Annotated in this window: 15 protein-coding genes and 1 CRISPR repeat array (1 of these 16 cut by a window edge); of the genes, 5 read left to right on the top strand and 10 right to left on the bottom strand. The window is 71.1% G+C overall.

Translation table 11 applies throughout. The features are described from left to right. Nucleotides 1–19 precede the first annotated feature (19 nt). On the top strand, nucleotides 20–1,423 hold the full coding sequence (locus tag ACFYY1_RS11690) for a glycosyltransferase (protein ID WP_388583615.1): 1,404 nt from the start codon (nucleotides 20–22) through the stop codon (nucleotides 1,421–1,423). Beyond that, on the top strand, nucleotides 1,420–3,642 hold the full coding sequence (locus ACFYY1_RS11685; protein WP_388583613.1) for a glycosyltransferase family 39 protein: 2,223 nt from the start codon (nucleotides 1,420–1,422) through the stop codon (nucleotides 3,640–3,642). Before ACFYY1_RS11690 ends, ACFYY1_RS11685 begins: the two co-directional genes overlap by 4 nt. Before the next feature lie 3 nt (nucleotides 3,643–3,645). Here ACFYY1_RS11685 and ACFYY1_RS11680 read toward each other — a convergent pair whose 3' ends face one another. Further along, nucleotides 3,646–4,509, bottom strand: a complete 864-nt coding sequence (locus ACFYY1_RS11680; protein ID WP_388583611.1) for an endonuclease/exonuclease/phosphatase family protein — start codon at nucleotides 4,507–4,509, stop codon at nucleotides 3,646–3,648. A 182-nt stretch (nucleotides 4,510–4,691) separates the two neighbouring features. On the opposite strand from ACFYY1_RS11680, the gene ACFYY1_RS11675 reads away from it, so the two are divergent. Then, nucleotides 4,692–6,221 carry an MFS transporter gene (locus tag ACFYY1_RS11675; RefSeq protein WP_388583610.1) on the top strand — a complete coding sequence of 510 codons (1,530 nt, stop codon included), beginning with the start codon at nucleotides 4,692–4,694 and terminating at the stop codon, nucleotides 6,219–6,221. Between the two features lie 100 nt (nucleotides 6,222–6,321). After that, the gene (locus ACFYY1_RS11670) at nucleotides 6,322–7,080 is read left to right on the top strand and encodes a TetR/AcrR family transcriptional regulator (protein ID WP_388583608.1); all 759 of its coding nucleotides are present in this window, start codon (nucleotides 6,322–6,324) and stop codon (nucleotides 7,078–7,080) included. 167 nt (nucleotides 7,081–7,247) lie between these two features. Here ACFYY1_RS11670 and ACFYY1_RS11665 read toward each other — a convergent pair whose 3' ends face one another. The 4 genes from ACFYY1_RS11665 to ACFYY1_RS11650 form a co-directional block, all read right to left on the bottom strand. Continuing rightward, nucleotides 7,248–7,718, bottom strand: coding sequence for a PPOX class F420-dependent oxidoreductase (locus tag ACFYY1_RS11665; protein ID WP_351260263.1), 471 nt, complete (start codon nucleotides 7,716–7,718; stop codon nucleotides 7,248–7,250). A 41-nt stretch (nucleotides 7,719–7,759) separates the two neighbouring features. After that, nucleotides 7,760–8,575: a YceI family protein gene (locus tag ACFYY1_RS11660; RefSeq protein ID WP_388583606.1), complete on the bottom strand. Its 816-nt coding sequence runs from the start codon at nucleotides 8,573–8,575 to the stop codon at nucleotides 7,760–7,762. A 195-nt stretch (nucleotides 8,576–8,770) separates the two neighbouring features. Further along, the gene (locus ACFYY1_RS11655) at nucleotides 8,771–11,299 is read right to left on the bottom strand and encodes an MFS transporter (RefSeq protein WP_388583605.1); all 2,529 of its coding nucleotides are present in this window, start codon (nucleotides 11,297–11,299) and stop codon (nucleotides 8,771–8,773) included. Between the two features lie 23 nt (nucleotides 11,300–11,322). Continuing rightward, complete coding sequence (locus ACFYY1_RS11650; protein WP_388583603.1) at nucleotides 11,323–11,844, bottom strand: MarR family winged helix-turn-helix transcriptional regulator; 522 nt, start codon at nucleotides 11,842–11,844, stop codon at nucleotides 11,323–11,325. A gap of 565 nt (nucleotides 11,845–12,409) precedes the next feature. Here ACFYY1_RS11650 and ACFYY1_RS11645 point away from each other — a divergent pair. Further along, on the top strand, nucleotides 12,410–12,622 hold the full coding sequence (locus ACFYY1_RS11645) for a hypothetical protein (protein ID WP_388583602.1): 213 nt from the start codon (nucleotides 12,410–12,412) through the stop codon (nucleotides 12,620–12,622). Nucleotides 12,623–12,662: 40 nt separating this feature from the next. Here ACFYY1_RS11645 and ACFYY1_RS11640 read toward each other — a convergent pair whose 3' ends face one another. From ACFYY1_RS11640 to ACFYY1_RS11620, 5 genes are all read right to left on the bottom strand, one after another. After that, nucleotides 12,663–13,463 (bottom strand): hypothetical protein, encoded by an 801-nt coding sequence (locus ACFYY1_RS11640; protein ID WP_388583600.1) that lies wholly within the window; start codon nucleotides 13,461–13,463, stop codon nucleotides 12,663–12,665. Nucleotides 13,464–13,530: 67 nt separating this feature from the next. Beyond that, a complete protein-coding gene (locus tag ACFYY1_RS11635) occupies nucleotides 13,531–14,397 on the bottom strand; it encodes an RNA polymerase sigma factor SigF (RefSeq protein ID WP_266731161.1) in 867 nt (288 codons plus the stop codon). A 236-nt stretch (nucleotides 14,398–14,633) separates the two neighbouring features. Then, the gene (locus ACFYY1_RS11630; RefSeq protein WP_388583598.1) at nucleotides 14,634–15,485 is read right to left on the bottom strand and encodes an RNA polymerase sigma factor SigF; all 852 of its coding nucleotides are present in this window, start codon (nucleotides 15,483–15,485) and stop codon (nucleotides 14,634–14,636) included. Between the two features lie 203 nt (nucleotides 15,486–15,688). Further along, nucleotides 15,689–15,982 (bottom strand): Dabb family protein, encoded by a 294-nt coding sequence (locus tag ACFYY1_RS11625; RefSeq protein WP_266731157.1) that lies wholly within the window; start codon nucleotides 15,980–15,982, stop codon nucleotides 15,689–15,691. A 9-nt stretch (nucleotides 15,983–15,991) separates the two neighbouring features. Beyond that, a complete protein-coding gene (locus ACFYY1_RS11620; RefSeq protein WP_388583596.1) occupies nucleotides 15,992–16,156 on the bottom strand; it encodes a hypothetical protein in 165 nt (54 codons plus the stop codon). A gap of 523 nt (nucleotides 16,157–16,679) precedes the next feature. Continuing rightward, nucleotides 16,680–19,043: direct repeats of the CRISPR family, unit length 29 nt; unit sequence GGGACCAACCCCGCACGCGCGGGGACCAC (it continues 1,019 nt past the right edge of the window).

Raw genomic sequence — 19,043 nt, 5'->3', positions numbered from 1 at the left:
GTTGGTGAGTGTCGGTCCCATGCGAACCGACACTTCCTGGGGCACTCTGCCGGCCCGGGACCACCTCCTCGCCGGAGCGGTCGATGCGGCGGGCGCACCCGTACTCGATGTGGTGGTACCCGTCTACAACGAGGAGAAGGACCTCGAACCGTGCGTACTGCGCCTGCACGACCATCTGGCGCGCACCTTCCCGTACAGCTTCCGGATCACCGTCGCGGACAACGCCAGCACCGACCGGACACCGCAGGTGGCGGCCCGGCTCGCGGCGGCGCTGCCCCGGGTCCGGTCGTACCGGCTGGAGGAGAAGGGCCGGGGGCGGGCGCTGCGCACCGTCTGGTCCGGCTCCAACGCCCCGGTCCTGGCCTACATGGACGTCGATCTGTCCACCGACCTCAACGCGCTGCTGCCGCTGGTCGCACCGCTGATCTCGGGCCACTCCGACCTGGCCATCGGCTCCCGGCTGGCCCGTAGTTCGCGGGTGGTGCGCGGATCGAAGCGGGAGTTCATCTCGCGCTCCTACAACCTCATCCTCCGCTCGTCGCTGGCCGCCCGGTTCAGCGACGCGCAGTGCGGGTTCAAGGCCATCCGGCACGATGTCGCGGAGCGGCTGCTGCCGATGGTGGAGGACTCGGGGTGGTTCTTCGACACCGAGTTGCTGGTGCTCGCCGAACGCGCCGGGCTGCGCATCCACGAGGTGCCGGTCGACTGGGTCGACGACCCCGACTCCACCGTCCACATCGTCCGCACGGCGACCGAGGACCTGAAGGGCGTGTGGCGGGTGGGGCGGGCGCTGGCGGTCGGCGCGCTGCCGCTGGACCGGCTGGCCCGGCCCTTCGGGGACGATCCGCGCGACCGTGCGCTGAGCGGGGTGCCGGGCGGGCTGGCCCGGCAACTCGTCGGGTTCTGCGTCGTCGGCGCGCTCTCCACGCTCGTCTACCTCGCCCTGTACTCGCTGTTCCGGCTGGGCGTCGGCCCGCAGCTCGCCAACGGCGGCGCGCTGCTGCTGTCGGCCGTCGCCAATACGGCGGCCAACCGGAGGCTCACCTTCGGCGTACGGGGCAGGGGCGGGGCCGTACGCCATCAGGCGCAGGGCCTGGTCGTCTTCGCCATCGGCCTCGCGCTGACCAGCGGGTCGCTGGCCGCACTGGGAGCGGCGTCCGGATCCCCGTCGCACGGTACGGAACTCGCCGTGCTGATCGCGGCCAACCTCGCGGCGACGGTGCTGCGGTTCCTGCTCTTCCGCGCCTGGGTCTTCCCGGAGCGGGCCGCCACCGTAACGGAGGGCCGTCCGGCGGCCGGTGCCGCCCCCGCCGTGCCTTCGGCCGGGACCGCCTCCGCCGCTCCGACAGCCGGTGCCGCCCCCGCCGCCCCTTCGGCCGGGCACAGCGATGACACTCACCACGAACTGGGGAACGTCCGATGACCACGCTGCACCCCGACCGCCTTCCGGCCCCGCAGGCCCACCCGGGCGCGCAGGCGTCCGGGCCGTCCGTGCCGTCCGTGCCGTCCGCCGCGCCGGCCCACGGTCGCCCGAACAGGCCCCTGACGTACCGCGTTTGGCGGGGCAGGCCCGAGGACCCGCGCTGGGCGCGGCCCGCCTTTCTCGTGCTGCTGCTGGTCATCGCGGGCGCGTACCTGTGGAACCTCAGCGCCTCCGGCTACGCCAACTCCTTCTACTCCGCGGCCGCGCAGGCGGGCAGCCGGAGCTGGAAGGCCTTCTTCTTCGGTTCGCTGGACGCGGCCAACGCCATCACCGTCGACAAGCCCCCGGCCGCCCTCTGGCCGATGGCCCTGTCGGTCCGGGTCCTCGGCCTCAACTCCTGGGCGATCCTGCTCCCGCAGGTGCTGATGGGGGTGGCCACGGCCGGGGTGCTGTACGCGGGCGTACGCCGCCGTTTCAACGCCGTGGCCGGGCTCATCGCCATGGTGGTGTTCGCGCTCACGCCGGTGACCGCGCTGATGTTCCGCTTCAACAACCCGGACGCGCTGCTGGCGCTGCTGATGACCGTCACGGTCTACTGCGTGCTGCGCGCGATGGAGCGCGGCCGCACCAAGTGGCTGGTGTGGGCGGGCGTGGCGGTCGGGTTCGCGTTCCTGACGAAAACCCTGCAGGCGTTCCTGATCCTGCCGCCGCTGGCCGTGCTCTACGCGGTGTTCGCGCCCGTCTCCGTACGCAAGCGGCTCGGCCAGCTCGGGCTCTCGGCCCTCGTGACGGTCGTCGCGGGCGGCTGGTGGGTCGCGATCGTCGAACTGTGGCCCGCCTCGTCCCGCCCGTACATCGGTGGCTCGCAGAACAACTCCTTCCTCGAACTGACCTTCGGCTACAACGGCCTGGGCCGGATCAACGGCGACGAGACCGGCAGCGTCGGCGGCGGTGGCGGTCCGGGCGGCGGGTCCGGCGGCCAGTGGGGCGAGACCGGTATCGGCCGGATGTTCAACTCCGAGATCGGCGGCCAGATCTCCTGGCTGCTGCCCGCCGCGCTGATCCTGCTGGTCGCGGGCGTCTGGCTGACCTGGCGGGCGAAGCGGACCGACACGGCCCGTGCGGCGTTCCTCGCCTGGGGCGGCTCGCTGCTGATGACGGCGGTCGTCTTCAGCTTCATGGCCGGCATCTTCCACCAGTACTACACGGTGGCCCTCGCCCCGTACCTCGCGGCGCTGATCGGCATGGGCGCCACGGTCCTGTGGGAGGAGCGGTCCCGCTGGTGGGCGGGGGCCGTGCTCGCCGCCACGGTCGCCGTGACGGCGTTCTGGGCGTACGTGCTGCTGGGGCGGACCCCGGACTACCTGCCGTGGCTGCGTACGGCCGTGCCGGCCGGCGGGATCGCCGGTGCGCTGGGGCTGCTGCTCGTGTCCCGGACGGGGCGGCGGCTGGCGTTCGTCGCCGTGGGGCTGGGCTTCGCCGCGTCGCTGGCCGGGCCGGCCGCGTACGCCGTGAGCACGCTGAACACCGGGCACCAGGGCTCGATCGTCACGGCCGGCCCGTCGGGCGGCGGCATGGGCGGCCCCGGCGGCATGGGCGGAGGCGGACGCGGCGGTCCCGGTGGCGGGATGCGGCCCCCGGGCCAGGCGAACCAGCAGGGAGGCCAGCAGGGCAACCAGCAGGGTGGCGGCTTGGGGAAGCCCCCGACCGGTGCCATGCCCGGCCCAGGGCAGTCGCAGGGCCAGGGCCAGGGTCAGGGCTCCATGCCTGCCATGCCCGCCCTGCCCGGCACGGGCGAAGGCTTCGGGGCCGGGGGCGAGCGGGGCGGCGGTATGGGCGGGGGCATGGGCGGCCTGCTCAACGGCGCGTCCGTCGGCACCGAGGCCAAGAAGCTCCTGGAGCAGAACGCCGGGGACTACACCTGGGTTGCCGCGGCCATCGGCTCGCAGAACGCCGCCAGTTACCAACTCGCCACCGGCGAACCCGTGATGGCGATCGGCGGCTTCAACGGAAGCGACCCGTCCCCGACGCTCGCCCGGTTCAAGCAGTACGTCGAGGACGGGAGGATCCACTACTTCATCGCGGGCGGAACGGGCGGGGGAGGCGGCGGCAACGGCACCTCCTCGCAGATCTCCTCCTGGGTGGAGGAGAACTTCGAGGAGGTGACGGCCGGCAGCGCCACCTTCTACGACCTGACCCGGCCGAAGGAGAACAGCTGAGCCTCAGCGCCGCAGCGACAGATCGGCGACGACGGGGCGGTGGTCCGAGGCAAGCGTCTCGGCCACCGCCGCGTCACGTACCCGCACCGTGTCCTTCGACACCGCCACGTAGTCGATCCGCCGCACCGGATCGAGTGCCGGGTACGTGGGACCGCCGGGCTCCACGTCCGTGAGCTCCTGCCACAGCGGGGCGAGCTCCGGCGCCGCCGGTGCCGCGTTGAGGTCGCCGAGCAGTATCTGCCGTACCGGCTTCCGTTCCGCCGCCCGGTCCTCGGCCATGATCCGGCGGGTGTCGGCCACCTGGGCGATCCGGACGGACGGGTCGCCGCGGTAGTCGAGATGCGTCGCGTACACGTGCACGGGCAGCCCCTTCACCCGCAGCACCACCTCACCGAAGCCGGGCGCGGGCGCCGGGACCGGGTTCGGGTCCTGGGTGGAGAGCCGGGTGATGTCGTGGTTCTCGGCGCTCACGATCGGGTACCGGGACAGCACCGCGACACCGAACTCCCGCATCGGCGCACCCGGCGCCGCCGGATCGAGGCGGTAGATCGGGGCGAACGACACCCACATGCCCAGCCGCTCGGCCAGCTCGCCCGCCAGGTCGCGCCACTGACTGCGATCGCCCCAGTGGACGTCGACCTCCTGGAGCCCGATCACATCGGCGTCCAGCGAGCGCAGCTCGGCGGTCTGCCGGTCGAGATCGAAGACGTTGTCCATGCCGGCGCCCGCATGGATGTTGTACGTGGCCACCCGCAGCGGCACCGACTGCCCGTGCCCCTGGCCCGCCGCCGTCGCGGGCGGCACGAGGGCGCCCCCCAACAGCCCTGCCGCGACCAGTACTTCCACCGTACGGCGACGCAGTGTCATACCACTCCAGCCCTTGTCGGATCAGCGGCGAGCACCGTACCGCGGCCGTACCGCGGCCGTACCGCGGCCGTACCGCGGCCGTATCGAGCGGAAAGCGAAATTGCGTTGTACGCCGTACAGGAATAGCTATACGGTGTACAACGCCTTCTACTCGTACACCGTATAAGGGATCAGGAGTCCGTATGACGGCGACCGCCGCCGAGCAGAACCATCTCTCGTCGCCGAGCCACCCGCAGCGCTGGCTGATCCTCGGCGTCATCTGTCTCGCCCAGCTCACCGTGCTGCTCGACAACACCGTTCTCAACGTCGCGATCCCCTCCCTCACCCGGGAGCTGGACGCCTCCACCGCCGATGTGCAGTGGATGATCAACGCCTATTCGCTGGTCCAGTCGGGCCTGCTGCTCACGGCCGGCAGCTCCGCCGACCGCTACGGCCGCAAGAAGATGCTGATCACCGGGCTCGCCCTGTTCGGCATCGGCTCGCTGGTGGCCGGGCTGGCCCAGACGTCCGTACAGCTGATCGCGGCCCGCGCGGGCATGGGCGTCGGCGGTGCGCTGCTGATGACCACGACGCTCGCCGTCGTCGTGCAGATCTTCGACGAGACCGAGCGCGTCAAGGCGATCGGCATCTGGTCGACCGTCAGCTCGCTCGGGTTCGCCGTCGGACCGCTGGTCGGCGGAGTGATGCTCGACCACTTCTGGTGGGGCGCGATCTTCCTGATCAACATCCCGGTCGCGGTCATCGGACTGGTCGCCGTGGCCCGGCTCGTCCCGGAGTCCAGGAGCGCCGGCGGCGAGCGCCCCGACCTGTTCGGCGCGCTGCTCTCCACCATCGGCATGGCATCCGTCGTGTACGCGATCATCTCCGGCCCGGGACACGGCTGGACGTCCGGGCAGGTGCTGCTGACCGCCTTCGTCGGGGTCGCCGTCCTCACCGGATTCGTGCTGTGGGAGCTGCACATCCCGTACCCGATGCTCGACATGCACTTCTTCCGGAACCAGAAGTTCATCGGGGCGGTCGCGGGCGCGATCCTGGTCGCCTTCGGGATGGGCGGCTCGCTCTTCCTGCTCACCCAGCAGCTCCAGTTCGTGCTCGGTTACGGGCCGCTGGAGGCCGGTCTGCGCACGGCTCCGCTGGCGCTGAGCGTCGTCGCGCTCAACCTCACCGGCCTGGGCGCCAGGCTGGTGCCCAAGCTGGGAACACCGGTCACCATCGCGTCCGGGATGAGCCTGCTGGCCGCGGGCCTCGCCGCGATCGCGCTGCTCGGCGGCGACGGCTACGGCGGCATGCTGCTCGGCCTGATCGTGATGGGCGCGGGCATCGCGCTCGCCATGCCCGCCATGGCCAACGCGATCATGAGCGCCATTCCGCCGGAGAAGGCGGGGGTGGGCGCCGGGGTCAACGGCACCCTCGCCGAGTTCGGCAACGGCCTGGGGGTCGCCGTGCTCGGCGCGGTGCTCAACTCGCGGTTCGCGGCGCTGGTGCCGGCGGCGGTCGGGGCAGCTTCGCTGCCCGCCGCACTCGCCTCGGCGGCCGACGCCGGGGAGCGGGCCCGGATCACCGACGCCTTCGCCTCGGGGCTGGAGACCAGCCAGCTCTTCGGAGCGGTCGCGGTGCTGGTCGGCGGCCTGCTGGCCGCCGTGCTGCTGCGCCGCGCGGAGCGGACGGAATCCGCCCGCGCGGACTCCACCGGCACCGCCGCGGCGGCATAGCATCGGGGAGGGGCGCGCCGGACCGTAACGGATCCGTTCCGCGCGCGGGTCACGCGTACGCGGCCGGTCCGCCCCGCCGGCAAGACGAGGAGAGTGCGCCATGGTGTCCGCGGCCGACCGTGTGAAGAACCCCGCCAGGACCAGCGTGTGGCTGGAGCAGCGGACACCGTCGCGCACCCGCAAACCGGACCAGGCGGCGGGCCTGGACCGGGAGCGGATCACCGCGACCTCGGTCCGGCTGCTGGACGCCGAGGGGCTCGCCAAGTTCTCCATGCGCAGGCTCGCCGCCGAGCTCGACGTCACCGCGATGTCCCTGTACTGGTACGTGGACACCAAGGACGACCTGCTGGAACTGGCCCTGGACTCGGTCTACAGCGAGTTCACGCCGCCGAACGAGGACGCCCACTGGCACGACCGGCTGCGCGGGCTGGCCACGGAGTACCGGGAGCTGCTCGTCCGGCATGTCTGGGTGTCGATGCTCGCCGGGCACTTCCTCAACATCGGCCCGCAGGCGATGCTGATGTCGTACGCCGTCCAGGACGTGATCCGGGCGACCGGCCTGCCTCTGGAACGCCAGACCGGCGCGCTCTCCGCGGTCTTCCAGTTCGTGTACGGATTCGGCACGGTCGAGGGCCACTTCGCCCAGCGCAGCGCGGCCGCGGGACTCAGCCAGGAGCAGTACTACCAGCAGGCGATGGCCACGATCCGCGACCAGCCGCATCTCAGCGACATCATGGAGTCCTCGCAGGAAGTGATGGACGCCCGCGGCGGCGACACGGTCGAAGAGATGCGCGACCGGGACTTCGCCTTCGCCCTGGACCTGCTGATCGCGGGCATCGAGGCGATGCGGGACCGCTGAGGGGCGAGCGGGACCGCTGAGGGGCGAGCGGGACATCCGAGGGGCGATCCGATCCGGGACAGCCGGGGAGCGATCCGGGACATCTGGGGGTGATCCGGGATATGCGGGGGCGATGCGGGACCGCTGAGATCCCGCTCGCCCCGTCTCCCTGATCTCCTGCCGCGTGGTCAGCCGTCGGACGCCAGACGGGCCGGGAAGCCGCCGGTGGCGATCGGCCCCCACCGCTCCGGAGTGATCCGGATGATCGACTTCCCCTGCTTCACCATTGCCGCCCGGTACTCGTCCCAGTCCGGGTGCTCACCCGAGATGTTCCGGAAGTACTCGACGAGCGGTTCGACCGACTCCGGCGAGTCGATCACCTCGGCCGACCCGTCGACCTGGACCCAGGGCCCGTTCCAGTCGTCCGACAGCACGATCACGCTGACCCGTGCGTCCCGCTTCGCGTTGCGGGTCTTGGCCCGCTCGGGGTACGTCGAGACGACGATCCGGCCCGCGTCGTCCACCCCGCAGGTCAGCGGGGAGCCCTGGGGGCGGCCGTCGGACCGGGTGGTCAGCAGGATCGCCCGGTGCCTGGGCCGTACGAAGGCCAGCAACTCGTCGAGTTCCACGGCCGTGTTCGTCGCGATATTGGGTGCCATGTCCGCAGACTACGACGACGGTCACCGACCCCGCGCGCCGACTACGACGGCAGGGACTCGCCCTGCACGGCCTGGATGTCGAGCTCCACCCGCAGCGTCGTACCGATCGCCGAGATGCCCGCCTGCACCACCTGGTTGTAGTTCATGGCGAAGTCCTCGCGGCGCAGCTCCGCCGTGGCGCTGAAGGCCGCACGCACCCCGCCCCACGGGTCCGGGCCCGTCCCGAGGTAGCTCAGGTTCAGGTCGACCGGGCGTTCGACCCCGTGCATCGACAGCCGGCCGTGGACGGTCCAGCGGTCGGGGCCGGCGGGGGTGAGCCCGATGGAGCGGTACGTGATCTCGGGGAAGCGGTCCGAGTCGAGGAAGTCGGACGACCGCAGGTGCTTGTCGCGCATGCCGTTGCCGGTGTCGATGCTCGCCGCGCTGATGACGGCGTCGACCCGGGACCGGTGGACCTCCTCCGAGATCTCGATCCGGCCGCTGAACTCGGTGAACCGGCCGTGCACGCTGGAGATCCCCAGGTGCTGCGCGACCGCGGCCACCGAGGAGTGCGCCGGGTCCAGCGACCAGGCGCCCGGCGGCGGCAGCTCCACGCCGCCCTGGCGGGCCAGCACCACCGTGCCGGCCTCGACCCGCCCGCTCGCCGTGACGAGGGCGGTGGAGGCGGCAGGGGCGTACCCGACCGCCGTGACGATCACCGTGTAGGCGCCGGCCTGGAGCGGAGTGTCGGTCCGCACCGCCCCGTCCTCGTCGGCAGCGGCCCGCAGCACCTGCGCGCCGGTCATGTCGGTGACCGTCACGACGGCGTGCTGGACCGCCCAGCCGTCCCGCGTCCGTACCTGTGCGCGAAGTCCCATCCCGTTCTCTCTCCTTGCTCAATGACTCAATGAGTCGGGCCCCGGGGCGGGAACGGCAGGCCGTCCCCTGCCTGCCGTCCACGCCACCGGGGCCCATTTCCACCGGCCGGTACAGCGTCTCCGCTCGAAACGCCACCCGCCAGGGGTCTGTGATTACTCGTTGATCACTCGGATCGGTCGTCGGTCACTCGTCGGTCACTCGCCCGGGTGGGCGAGCTCGATGTCGTGGCCGTCGGCCCCGCGACCGGCGACGGTCAGCGCGCTCGCCACCGGCGGGTAGCCGGTCGCGATGACCGAGTACTCGCCCGCGTCCAGGTCGGTGAAGGCGTACGCCCCGTCCTCCCCGGTCGTCGAGGTGGCGACCACATTGCCCGCCGCGTCGACCAGCGTGACCCGGGCGTCCGGCAGCGGCCGCCGCGCGGAACCGGCCCGCACGACACCCTGGACCAGCGCACCGGACTGCAGCGCGGCCTCGACCCGGGTGACGCCCTGGCCGCCGATCTCCACCGGCAGCGCCAGCGGACGGAAGCCGGCGGCGTTCACCGCGACGGTCACCGAACCGGGGACCAGCTCACCGAAGGTGAACTCGCCCGTCTCGCCGGACTTGCCGGTGGCCAGCACATCGCCGCGCACATCGGTCACGATGACCATGGCGTTCTCCACCGGGGCGGCGGTCTCCGCGGCGCGCACGACGCCGGCCAGTCCGCTCGTACCGGAGAGCAGGATGTCGTACACGAGCGGCTCGTCACCGACGACCACCGTGGACGCCTGCGGCTGGAAGCCGTCGGCGGAGGCGATCAGGACGTACGAGCCGGAGCCCGGCGCGTCCAGACCGTAGCTGCCGTCGGCCTGGGCGACGGAGCGCCCCAGCTGCCGGCCGGCCAGCGAGATCAGCGTGACGGCGGCCCGTGCGACGGGCGCGCCCTCGGCGCCGCGCACCACACCGCGCACGGACGTGCCGTGCAGGGTGGCGACCGGGGCCTCCAGGGTGTCGACCGAGGTGGCCGTGGCGGTGGTGGCCGCCGGGGAGACCGGCGCGGCGGCAGCCGGAGCCTCGGCCGCCTCGACCGTCTTGGTGGCCGGGGCCTCGGTGGCCGTGGCCGTGGCCTCGGCCTCGGTGGCCGTGGCCGTGGCCTCGCTCGAAGCGCTGGTCTTCAGGGCGACCTCCTTGATGAAGATCGTGATCAGGAAGGCGATCAGCGCGGCCGGAGCGGCGTACAGGAAGACATCGCCGACACCGTGCCCGTAGGCGCTCTCCACGACCGTACGGAACGGCGCGGGCAGCTTGTCCAGGTCGGGGATGCCCCCGCCGCCGGTACCGCCGTGGCCCATGGCCGCACCCTTGGGGCCGAGCTCCGCGAGACCGTCCTTGACGTAGTGGGTGACGCGGTTCGCCATGACGGCGCCCAGCGCCGAGACGCCGATCGCACCACCGAGGGAACGGAAGAAGGTCACGACGGAGCTGGCCGCACCGAGGTCGGACGGAGCGACCTGGTTCTGCGTGGCGAGCACCAGGTTCTGCATCATCATGCCGATGCCGAGACCCATGACGGCCATGAAGACCGCGATGTGCCAGTACTCCGTGTCGTACCGGATGGTGCCCAGCAGCCCGAGCCCGGCGGTGACCAGGAAGCCACCGCTGACCAGCCAGGCCTTCCAGCGGCCGGTCTTGGTGATGATCTGGCCGGAGACGGTCGAGGAGACGAACAGACCCGCGATCATGGGGATCGTCATGACGCCCGACATCGTCGGCGACTTGCCGCGTGCCAGCTGGAAGTACTGGCTGAAGAAGACGGTGCCCGCGAACATCGCGATACCGACGAACAGCGAGGCCAGCGAGGCCAGTGTGATGGTGCGGTTACGGAAGAGGCGCAGCGGGATGATCGGCTCGCTGGCCTTGGCCTCGACGGCGACGAAGATCCCGGCGAGCACGAGGGAACCGATGACCATCGCGGCGGTCTGCCAGGACAGCCAGTCGTACTTGTCGCCCGCGAAGGTCACCCAGACGAGCAGCAGCGACACGGCGGCGCTGATGAAGAACGCGCCCCACCAGTCGACCTTGACCTGACGCTTCACGACCGGGAGCTTCAGCGTCTTCTGGAGCACGATCAGCGCGATGACCGCGAACGGCACGCCGACGTAGAAGCACCAGCGCCAGCCCATCCAGCTGGTGTCGGTGATGACACCGCCGAGCAGCGGCCCACCGACGGTGGCGACGGCGAACACCGCACCGATGTATCCGCTGTAGCGACCGCGCTCACGCGGGGCGATCATCGCCGCCATCACGATCTGCGCGAGGGCGGAGAGACCGCCGACGCCGATGCCCTGGATGACACGGCAGGCGATCAGCATGCCGCTGCTGGTCGACATACCGGCGACGACCGAGCCCGCGACGTAGATGATCAGGGCTATCTGGACCAGCAGCTTCTTGCTGAACAGGTCGGAGAGCTTGCCCCACAGGGGGGTGGTGGCGGTCATCGCCAGCAGCGAAGCCGTGACCACCCAGGTGTAGGCGCTCTGGCCGCCGCCGAGGTCGGAGATGATCTCGGGCAGTGCGTTCGAGACGACCGTCGACGACAGGATCGCGACGAACATGCCGAGCATGAGCCCGGCCAGTGCCTCCATGATCTGCCGGTGTGTCATCGGCGCGCCGGACGAGGAATCGGAGGATCCCCCGTGCTTGGCGTGGCCGCCCCGCACACCGGTTGGTGTGGTCGTAGCCATTTAAGTCCTTGTCTTTGCTTCTGTTACACAGGTGTACGGGTGTGCGCGTCGTTGTCGCTGTGGGCGTGCCGGGAACGGCAGTCGCCGCTGTGCTTTCCGGGGCCGCACCCGTGGGGCGCGCGACAGACGAAGCTGTCGCGCAGCCGGGCCAACAGCGTGTTGAGCTGGCCGACCTCGTCGTCCGACCAGTCGGAGAGGTTGTGGGCGAACATCTCGGTGGTCCGCCGGTTCAGGTCGCCGAGCACGTCCTGTCCGTCGGGGGTCAGCCGCAGGATGCGGGACCGCTTGTCCGCGGGATCCGGGGACCGTTCGATCCAGCCACGCTCTGCCACATGGGCGACATGACGGCTGGTCACCGACATGTCGACGTCCAGCAGCTCGGCCAGTCGGGTGATCCGCATCTCGCCGTGCTGTCTGAGAAGAGCCAGCACGGCGGCGGAGCCACCCGGACATTCGGCGGGCAGGATACGGGCGAGACCTCTCTTCACGGCCCCTACGGCACTCAGCTGCCGGGCCAGTTCTTCGTACTGACTCCGTGCGGCCACGGGACCCCCAGACATCTCACCGGTGCATCTTGTTGCTTAGGGCAACCATAGAAGCCGTTGGTTGCTGCAGGCAAACGAAAAGAGGCTTGCAGAAGTAAAGGAAAGCAAAAGGCTGCGTACGGCTCGGGTCAAAGCCCCAGCGTGCGGGGTGCGGGTGGTGCGGGGTGTGTGTCATGCCACAGGCGGGGCGGATGGGGTCGCTCCGGAGGTGGGGGCCACCGCGTGAACGACCGAGCACTCCGCGTGCGCGGAAGGCGGTCCGTACCGCGACCACCGCACCGCCGGCGGGCGGTCCGCGCCGCGAATCCCGCCCTGTCTGCGGGCAGCTAGTACTGCAACTACCGTGCGGAGCAGGCAAGTTGCCACGACCTGCCCGCGCCGAATCCCACAACTGACCTATGTACGTACCCGAATCCGCCCCGGCGCACCCCCGCGACCCACTGCGCGGGCCCCCGCCCGGCGGGCGCGCACCGGCCACTTCCCCCGCGTCCCCCCGGTCCTGGCCTCGGCCCTTTCCCGACCCGGGGGTTGGGCCGCAACGCCGAGTTCGCTAGGGTCCTGGCCCATGGCACACAACCCCCACGCCCCGCAGGGCCCCGAGGGCAACCACGACCCGGCCGGCAGCACCCAGATGTTCCGCGCCTTCGTCGACGAGGGCGAGCCGCAGCGTCGTCAGCAGCCGGCCGCCGCCTCGTCCGGACCGCGCGTCGGGGTGATCGCCGCCGTCGTCGTGGTGATCGTCGCCCTCGCGGCGGTCGCCTGGCTCGCGCTCGGCTGACCGGCGCCGCCGGTCACCGCACCCCGCCCCCGTCCACCCGTCACTTCAATACGGCGGTCACGTCCCGGGTCTCCACATGCATCCCCAGGGGCACCCGCCAGGCGTCCACACAGACGGTGTACGTCGCCGTCCGCGCCGCTCCCGCGCCGATCGGCGCGGGCAGTGGCCCGGTCGACTCGATGGTCGCCCAGTCGACCCCCAGCGCGCCGATCACATGCGTGGCGAAGGTGACGGTCCCCGCCCGCGCCGGTGACCCTCCGGTGTTCCGGAACTCCACGGTCACCTTCTCGCACCAGCGCTCGTCCGCAGCCTCCCGCACAGGGTCGCCCACCGCCAGCACGGCAGGCCCCGCAGGTGTGCCGGATCCGGGCGCCGAAGGGGTCACGGGCCCGGATGTGCCGGGTGCGGAGGGGGTTCCAGGTGCGCCAGGTGTGCCGGGTTCGGCAGGCGAGCCGGACGCCCCGGGAGCAGCACCGCCCGTGCCTCCGGAGCCACGGGGCCGGCCTCCCCCATCGCCTCCACCACTGCCATCACCGCCGCTGCCGGGATCACGGCTCTCGCCGGGTTGACGCCCCGCGCCGGAACCGCGGCCACGGTCACCACCCGGATCGCGGCCCTTCCCGTCCCCGTCCAGCGGGACCAGCGTCACCTTCCCCGACGGCGCCACCGCCCCGCCCGGCGTTCTCCCGGTGTCCGTTCCCGCCGCGCCGAGCGCCACGTAGCCCTCGTCCGCCGCGCCTTGGCCGCAGGCGGCCAGTACGCCACCCAGACACAGCACAGCCGCCGAGGCGGCGATCACGGTGCCCCGGCGGCCGTTCGAACCGAGCATCTGACGTCGCATCGCGCCAGTGTGGCTGACGGTCCGTCAAATCGGAACCCTTGTGCTCCGGTACGGGAGTCCACGGCGGTCAGTCGGCGATGAGTCCTTCCCTGAGCTGGGCGAGCGTACGGGTCAGCAGGCGCGAGACGTGCATCTGCGAGATGCCGACCTCCTCGCCGATCTGCGACTGGGTCATGTTGGCGAAGAACCGCAGCATGATGATCTGGCGCTCGCGCGGCGGGAGCTTGGCCAGCAGCGGCTTGAGCGATTCGCGGTACTCGACGCCCTCCAGGGCCGAGTCCTCGTAACCGAGCCGGTCCACGAGGGAGCCCTCGCCGCCGTCGTCCTCGGGCGAGGGCGAGTCCAGCGAGGAGGCGGTGTACGCGTTGCCGACGGCCAGCCCGTCGACCACGTCCTCCTCGGAGACCCCGAGCGCCTTGGCCAGCTCGGGCACGGTCGGCGAGCGGTCGAGCTTCTGCGCGAGCTCGTCACTGGTCTTGGTCAGCGCGAGCCGCAGCTCCTGGAGTCGGCGCGGGACGCGCACCGACCACGAGGTGTCGCGGAAGAACCGCTTGATCTCCCCGACGACGGTCGGCATCGCGAACGTCGGGAACTCCACGCCCCGCTCGCAGTCGAACCGGTCGATCGCCTTGATCAGGCCGATCGTGCCGACCTGGACGATGTCCTCCATCGGTTCGTTGCGGCTGCGGAACCGCGCCGCGGCGTACCGCACCAGCGGGAGGTTGAGCTCGATGAGTGTGTCCCGTACGTAGGCACGCTCCGGGCTGTCCGTTCCATCCGGGCCGGGTGCGGGCCCCAGCGCGGCGAGCCGCAGGAACAGGGAGCGGGACAGAGTGCGGGTGTCGATGGCTTCCGGCGAGCTGGTGAGCACAACGGGTGCGGGTTCGCTCTTCGTGAGCGTGAGCACCTTCGAGCTGCCCTGTTCTGCGGACATGCCACCCCCTTGAGGTCGCGGACGGTCGCGTCGAGCCGCGACCATCGGAGGAACGCAGCCTCCACCTGAATACCGGAGGCGAGGCCACGGCAAACGCGGTTCCCGCAGAATGTCACATGTCGGCAACGCGCTGTAGTGACATGTCGACAAGTCTTTGTGGCGTCTGCGCAGTTAACAGGGGGTGTGGGCCATTTGGGCGGCCGGAAACGGGACTTCGAGTGGTCTACCCGATCCGGTTAGGCCTCGATCCTGTTTGCGGATCGAAGTCGGGCGAAGCTTCGGGCCAACAGTCTTGACACATGCATCTGGGAGACACCCAGTTCGGCACTGATCTGGGACTGCGTCAGGTTGCTGTAGTAGCGCAGCAGAAGGATGCGCTGCTCGCGTTCGGGCAGCTGTACGAGCAGATGCCGGACGAGGTCGCGGTGCTCGACCCCGGCGAGCGCCGGGTCCTCGTAGCCGAGCCGGTCCAGTAGTCCCGGCAGCCCGTCACCCTCCTGGGCGGCCTCCAGCGAGGTCGCGTGGTAGGAGCGGCCGGCCTCGATGCAGGCGAGCACCTCGTCCTCGGAGATCCTCAGCCGCTCGGCGATCTCCGCGGTGGTGGGCGAGCGGCCGTGGGCGGTCGTCAGGTCCTCGGTGGCGCCGGTGACCTGGACCCACAGCTCGTGCAGGCGCCGGGGGACGTGGACGGTCCGTACGTTGTCCCGGAAGTACCGCTTGATCTCGCCGACGACGGTGGGCATCGCGAATGTCGGGAACTGGACGCCGCGCTCGGGGTCGAACCGGTCGATCGCGTTGATCAGCCCGATCGTGCCGACCTGGACGACGTCCTCCATCGGCTCGTTGCGGCTGCGGAACCGCGCCGCGGCGTACCGCACCAGCGGGAGGTTCGCCTCGATGAGGGCCGCCCGCACCCGGCCGTGCTCCGGCGTTCCCGGCTCCAGGTTCTTGAGCTGGCCGAAGAGCACCTGGGTGAGCGCCCGGGTGTCCGCGCCACGGGTCCTGGCAGGCGTCGCCGCCGTCGTACTGTCGGGCGCCTCGGTCTGGACGGACTGGGGAGGCACTTGAGGCGCTGTACTGGCCGGCACGATGAGGCCACCCCTTTGCGGTCAACTTCGGTCAACTCATCCGTCAAAAGCGGTCATAGCATCACAAGACATGTCCACTGTGTGCAAGCACCGTATAGCGTCGTGTTGAGTTCAACTTGGTTTAAACACCAAAAAAGCCCCTCACCGCAATGGTGAGGGGCTCAGTGGAGGTACGGTCCGGCCCGTACGCCGGTCCGGCCGGATCAGAACGGGTAGTCGGCGATCACCCAGGTGGCGAACTCGCGCCACTGCCCGGCGGCGGCCTGATGTGCGGGATGCTCGATGTACCGCTTCAGGGCGTCCTGGTCGGCGACCGCGGAGTTGATGGCGAAGTCGTACGCGATCGGCCGGTCGGTGATGTTCCAGGCGCACTCCCAGAACGCGAGCTCGGGGATCTGCCCCTCCAGCTCCTGGAAGGCCTTCACCCCGGCGACGACCCGCGGGTCGTCCCGCTCGACGCCGTCGTTCAGCTTGAACAGGACCAGATGGCGGATCACGGTGTACTCCTACTTCACGAGCTCGGACATGAAGTCTCCGACGCCCTGTGCGGCACTCGAAACGCCCTCGAACCCTACCTGGACGAGATCCGCGGCCCGTTCCGGGGACGTGATGATCGTGTACGCCACGAAGACAACTATCGCGTAGAGAGCTATCTTCTTCGCTTGCGCCATCAGCCCCCGCCTCCCCTTCGGTCCCCTGGTTCGATCCTTTGTGCAGTCGGGCGAGTCTATCCACACGGATGACCGCTCCCCCGGGGAGGTTTCCGACCCCTCACACAGTCTTTAAGGACCAAGGACCCGGCGATCCAGGCCCTTTGCCCTCCCGCACGTCCACCGAGCTGGAGCAGGATGGACGGTGAGCCCAGCGGACACGGCAGGAGTCCGAGGGGCTCGGAACGGGCCCCCACTGTGGGATCCCCGCCGCGGCTCACCCCCTGACCGCGACGAGGACCGGAGGCCCCGTTCTCATCGGGGGAAGCGGCTTGTCCCCCCGATTCCGCTTCCCCCGACCTGAGCTTGGGGAGAACCGGGGGCACGGTCCTATGCAGGGGCCCCTGGACCACTTCGACCGTGGCCCGACCTTGACCTCCTTGCGGGCCGCGTCTCTGCTTTTTACGCGGTAAAACGTGGTCGGCGGGTTGCCCCCGCGAGCGGGGGACCACGTTCCGCCTCATGGGATCCCAGAAGTCTGGTGGGGACCAACCCCGCATGAGCGGGGACCACAGGGGGTGCTGGTCCTTCGTCGTGCGAGGGTCGGGACCAACCCCGCACGCTCGGGGACCACTCCTTCTTCGGGGCGTTGACCGCGGCGACGCCGGGACCAACCCCGCACGCGCGGGGACCACGCTTCCACGAGCGACCTGGTGCAGTTCGGGCCGGGACCAACCCCGCACGCGCGGGGACCACCTTCGCGACGAACGACACCTCTTCGATGCGCAGGGACCAACCCCGCATGCGCGGGGACCACGCAGACGGTACGGGGCAGGTGCCGCAGGAACCGGGACCAACCCCGCATGCGCGGGGACCACGCCGACGGCGTGTCCGACCACGTCGTCCTGCTGGGACCAACCCCGCATGCGCGGGGACCACGACCCGACCGCATGGTTCCTTGTCGCTGCCCCGGGACCAACCCCGCATGCGCGGGGACCACCCGCGGCGTCGAGCCGTCGGCGTAGGTCGGCGGGACCAACCCCGCATGCGCGGGGACCACCGGGCCGGGCTCGGTGCGCTCGACGTGGGCCAGGGACCAACCCCGCATGCGCGGGGACCACATCCGCCGTCCCCGACCCGGCGACGGTGCGCGGGGACCAACCCCGCATGCGCGGGGACCACCCGGAGCGGGCCATGATGGCGGCCGAGAACGGGGGACCAACCCCGCATGCGCGGGGACCACTCCTGCACCAACCCGGGCGATGACGCCGTGCGGGGACCAACCCCGCATGCGCGGGGACCACATCCCGCCCATCGCCGAGGGCGAGACATGGTCGGGACCAACCCCGCATGCGCGGGGACCACAGGCACCCAGTGAAGCAGCCGCCCGTGACCGGGGGACCAACCCCGCATGCGCGGGGACCACGCCGCACAGCGACTCCGTCTCCTGCAGCAGGAGGGACCAACCCCGCATGCGCGGGGACCACATGTTCGGCTTCGGGCCGCCGGTCTTGGCGTAGGGACCAACCCCGCATGCGCGGGGACCACGTGCGACGGTCGTCATCGAGAACGGCAGGGCCGGGACCAACCCCGCATGCGCGGGGACCACCCGGCCGACGAGCAGCACCGCACACCGATCGGGGGACCAACCCCGCACGCGTGGGGACCACGGCGGACGCTGTCCGCGCGTCGTGGGATGAGCGGGACCAACCCCGCACGCGCGGGGACCACGTCCCGCCCTTGCGCGGCCGACGGCATCCGGTGGGACCAACCCCGCACGCGCGGGGACCACGATCTTCATGTGGTCGAACTCGGCTCGCGCGAGGGACCAACCCCGCACGCGCGGGGACCACGGGTGCGTAGATATCGGCGAGACGGCCGAGCTGGGACCAACCCCGCACGCGCGGGGACCACGTCGGCTTCATCATGTGCGCGCCGTCGGGCTGGGGACCAACCCCGCACGCGCGGGGACCACAGAGCGGCCGTCGGAATGTCGACGATGCCGCCGGGACCAACCCCGCACGCGCGGGGACCACGATGCCGGTATCCCGCACATCCACCCGCACCAGGGACCAACCCCGCACGCGCGGGGACCACCGCGTCCCGGGGGCGCCGGATCATCGCGTCTGGGGACCAACCCCGCACGCGCGGGGACCACAGGACTTGCAGGGTCTTGCGGATGCCCTTCCGGGGACCAACCCCGCACGCGCGGGGACCACCCTGGGTGGACGTCCGTGGCGCGCTGGCCGACGGGACCAACCCCGCACGCGCGGGGACCACCGACGGGTCAAGATGATCCCGTTCAAGCGCTGGGGACCAACCCCGCACGCGCGGGGACCACAGCGGGGAGCCTGTACCGGCTCCGGAGGGGATGGGACCAACCCCGCACGCGCGGGGACCACACCAGGCCCCCACCAGGTGTGGGGGTTTCGTCGGGACCAACCCCGCACGCGCGGGGACCACATGTGGGCGGCGACGATGTTGCATTCGGTGTCGGGACCGACCCCGCACGCGCGGGGACCACCCCAAACCCCCAGTGCGGGAGGGGCTCCTCCGGGGACCAACCCCGCACGCGCGGGGACCACCTCATCCGCCGTGGTGATGTAGACGATGAGGGGGGACCAACCCCGCACGCGCGGGGACCACAGCATCTCTGAGGACCAGGTGGACCTCCTGGAGGGACCAACCCCGCACGCGCGGGGACCACTGAGCAACCCGCGTTGGATCATCGGTGGCATCGGGACCAACCCCGCACGCGCGGGGACCACCCCTGGTGGTATCACTGGCCAGAGGGGGAGGGGGGACCAACCCCGCACGCGCGGGGACCACGCGCCCGACAGCGGCCGGCCGGAGCAGTCGCTGGGACCAACCCCGCACGCGCGGGGACCACCCAAGGTGTTCGGGAAGG

Source organism: Streptomyces sp. NPDC001890 (assembly GCF_042891445.1).
Lineage (GTDB): Bacteria > Actinomycetota > Actinomycetes > Streptomycetales > Streptomycetaceae > Streptomyces.
Note: the sequence above shows the minus strand (reverse complement) of the source record. Positions and strands in the feature narration are given on the sequence as shown.

Coding starts and splice junctions, on each gene's coding strand:
- ACFYY1_RS11680 (WP_388583611.1), bottom strand. CDS start 4,509: ATGACACTGCGTCGCCGTACGGTGGAAGTACTGGTCGCGGCAGGGCTG.
- ACFYY1_RS11675 (WP_388583610.1), top strand. CDS start 4,692: ATGACGGCGACCGCCGCCGAGCAGAACCATCTCTCGTCGCCGAGCCAC.
- ACFYY1_RS11665 (WP_351260263.1), bottom strand. CDS start 7,718: ATGGCACCCAATATCGCGACGAACACGGCCGTGGAACTCGACGAGTTG.
- ACFYY1_RS11655 (WP_388583605.1), bottom strand. CDS start 11,299: ATGGCTACGACCACACCAACCGGTGTGCGGGGCGGCCACGCCAAGCAC.
- ACFYY1_RS11690 (WP_388583615.1), top strand. CDS start 20: ATGCGAACCGACACTTCCTGGGGCACTCTGCCGGCCCGGGACCACCTC.
- ACFYY1_RS11660 (WP_388583606.1), bottom strand. CDS start 8,575: ATGGGACTTCGCGCACAGGTACGGACGCGGGACGGCTGGGCGGTCCAG.
- ACFYY1_RS11635 (WP_266731161.1), bottom strand. CDS start 14,397: ATGTCCGCAGAACAGGGCAGCTCGAAGGTGCTCACGCTCACGAAGAGC.
- ACFYY1_RS11620 (WP_388583596.1), bottom strand. CDS start 16,156: ATGGCGCAAGCGAAGAAGATAGCTCTCTACGCGATAGTTGTCTTCGTG.
- ACFYY1_RS11670 (WP_388583608.1), top strand. CDS start 6,322: ATGGTGTCCGCGGCCGACCGTGTGAAGAACCCCGCCAGGACCAGCGTG.
- ACFYY1_RS11685 (WP_388583613.1), top strand. CDS start 1,420: ATGACCACGCTGCACCCCGACCGCCTTCCGGCCCCGCAGGCCCACCCG.
- ACFYY1_RS11645 (WP_388583602.1), top strand. CDS start 12,410: ATGGCACACAACCCCCACGCCCCGCAGGGCCCCGAGGGCAACCACGAC.
- ACFYY1_RS11640 (WP_388583600.1), bottom strand. CDS start 13,463: ATGCGACGTCAGATGCTCGGTTCGAACGGCCGCCGGGGCACCGTGATC.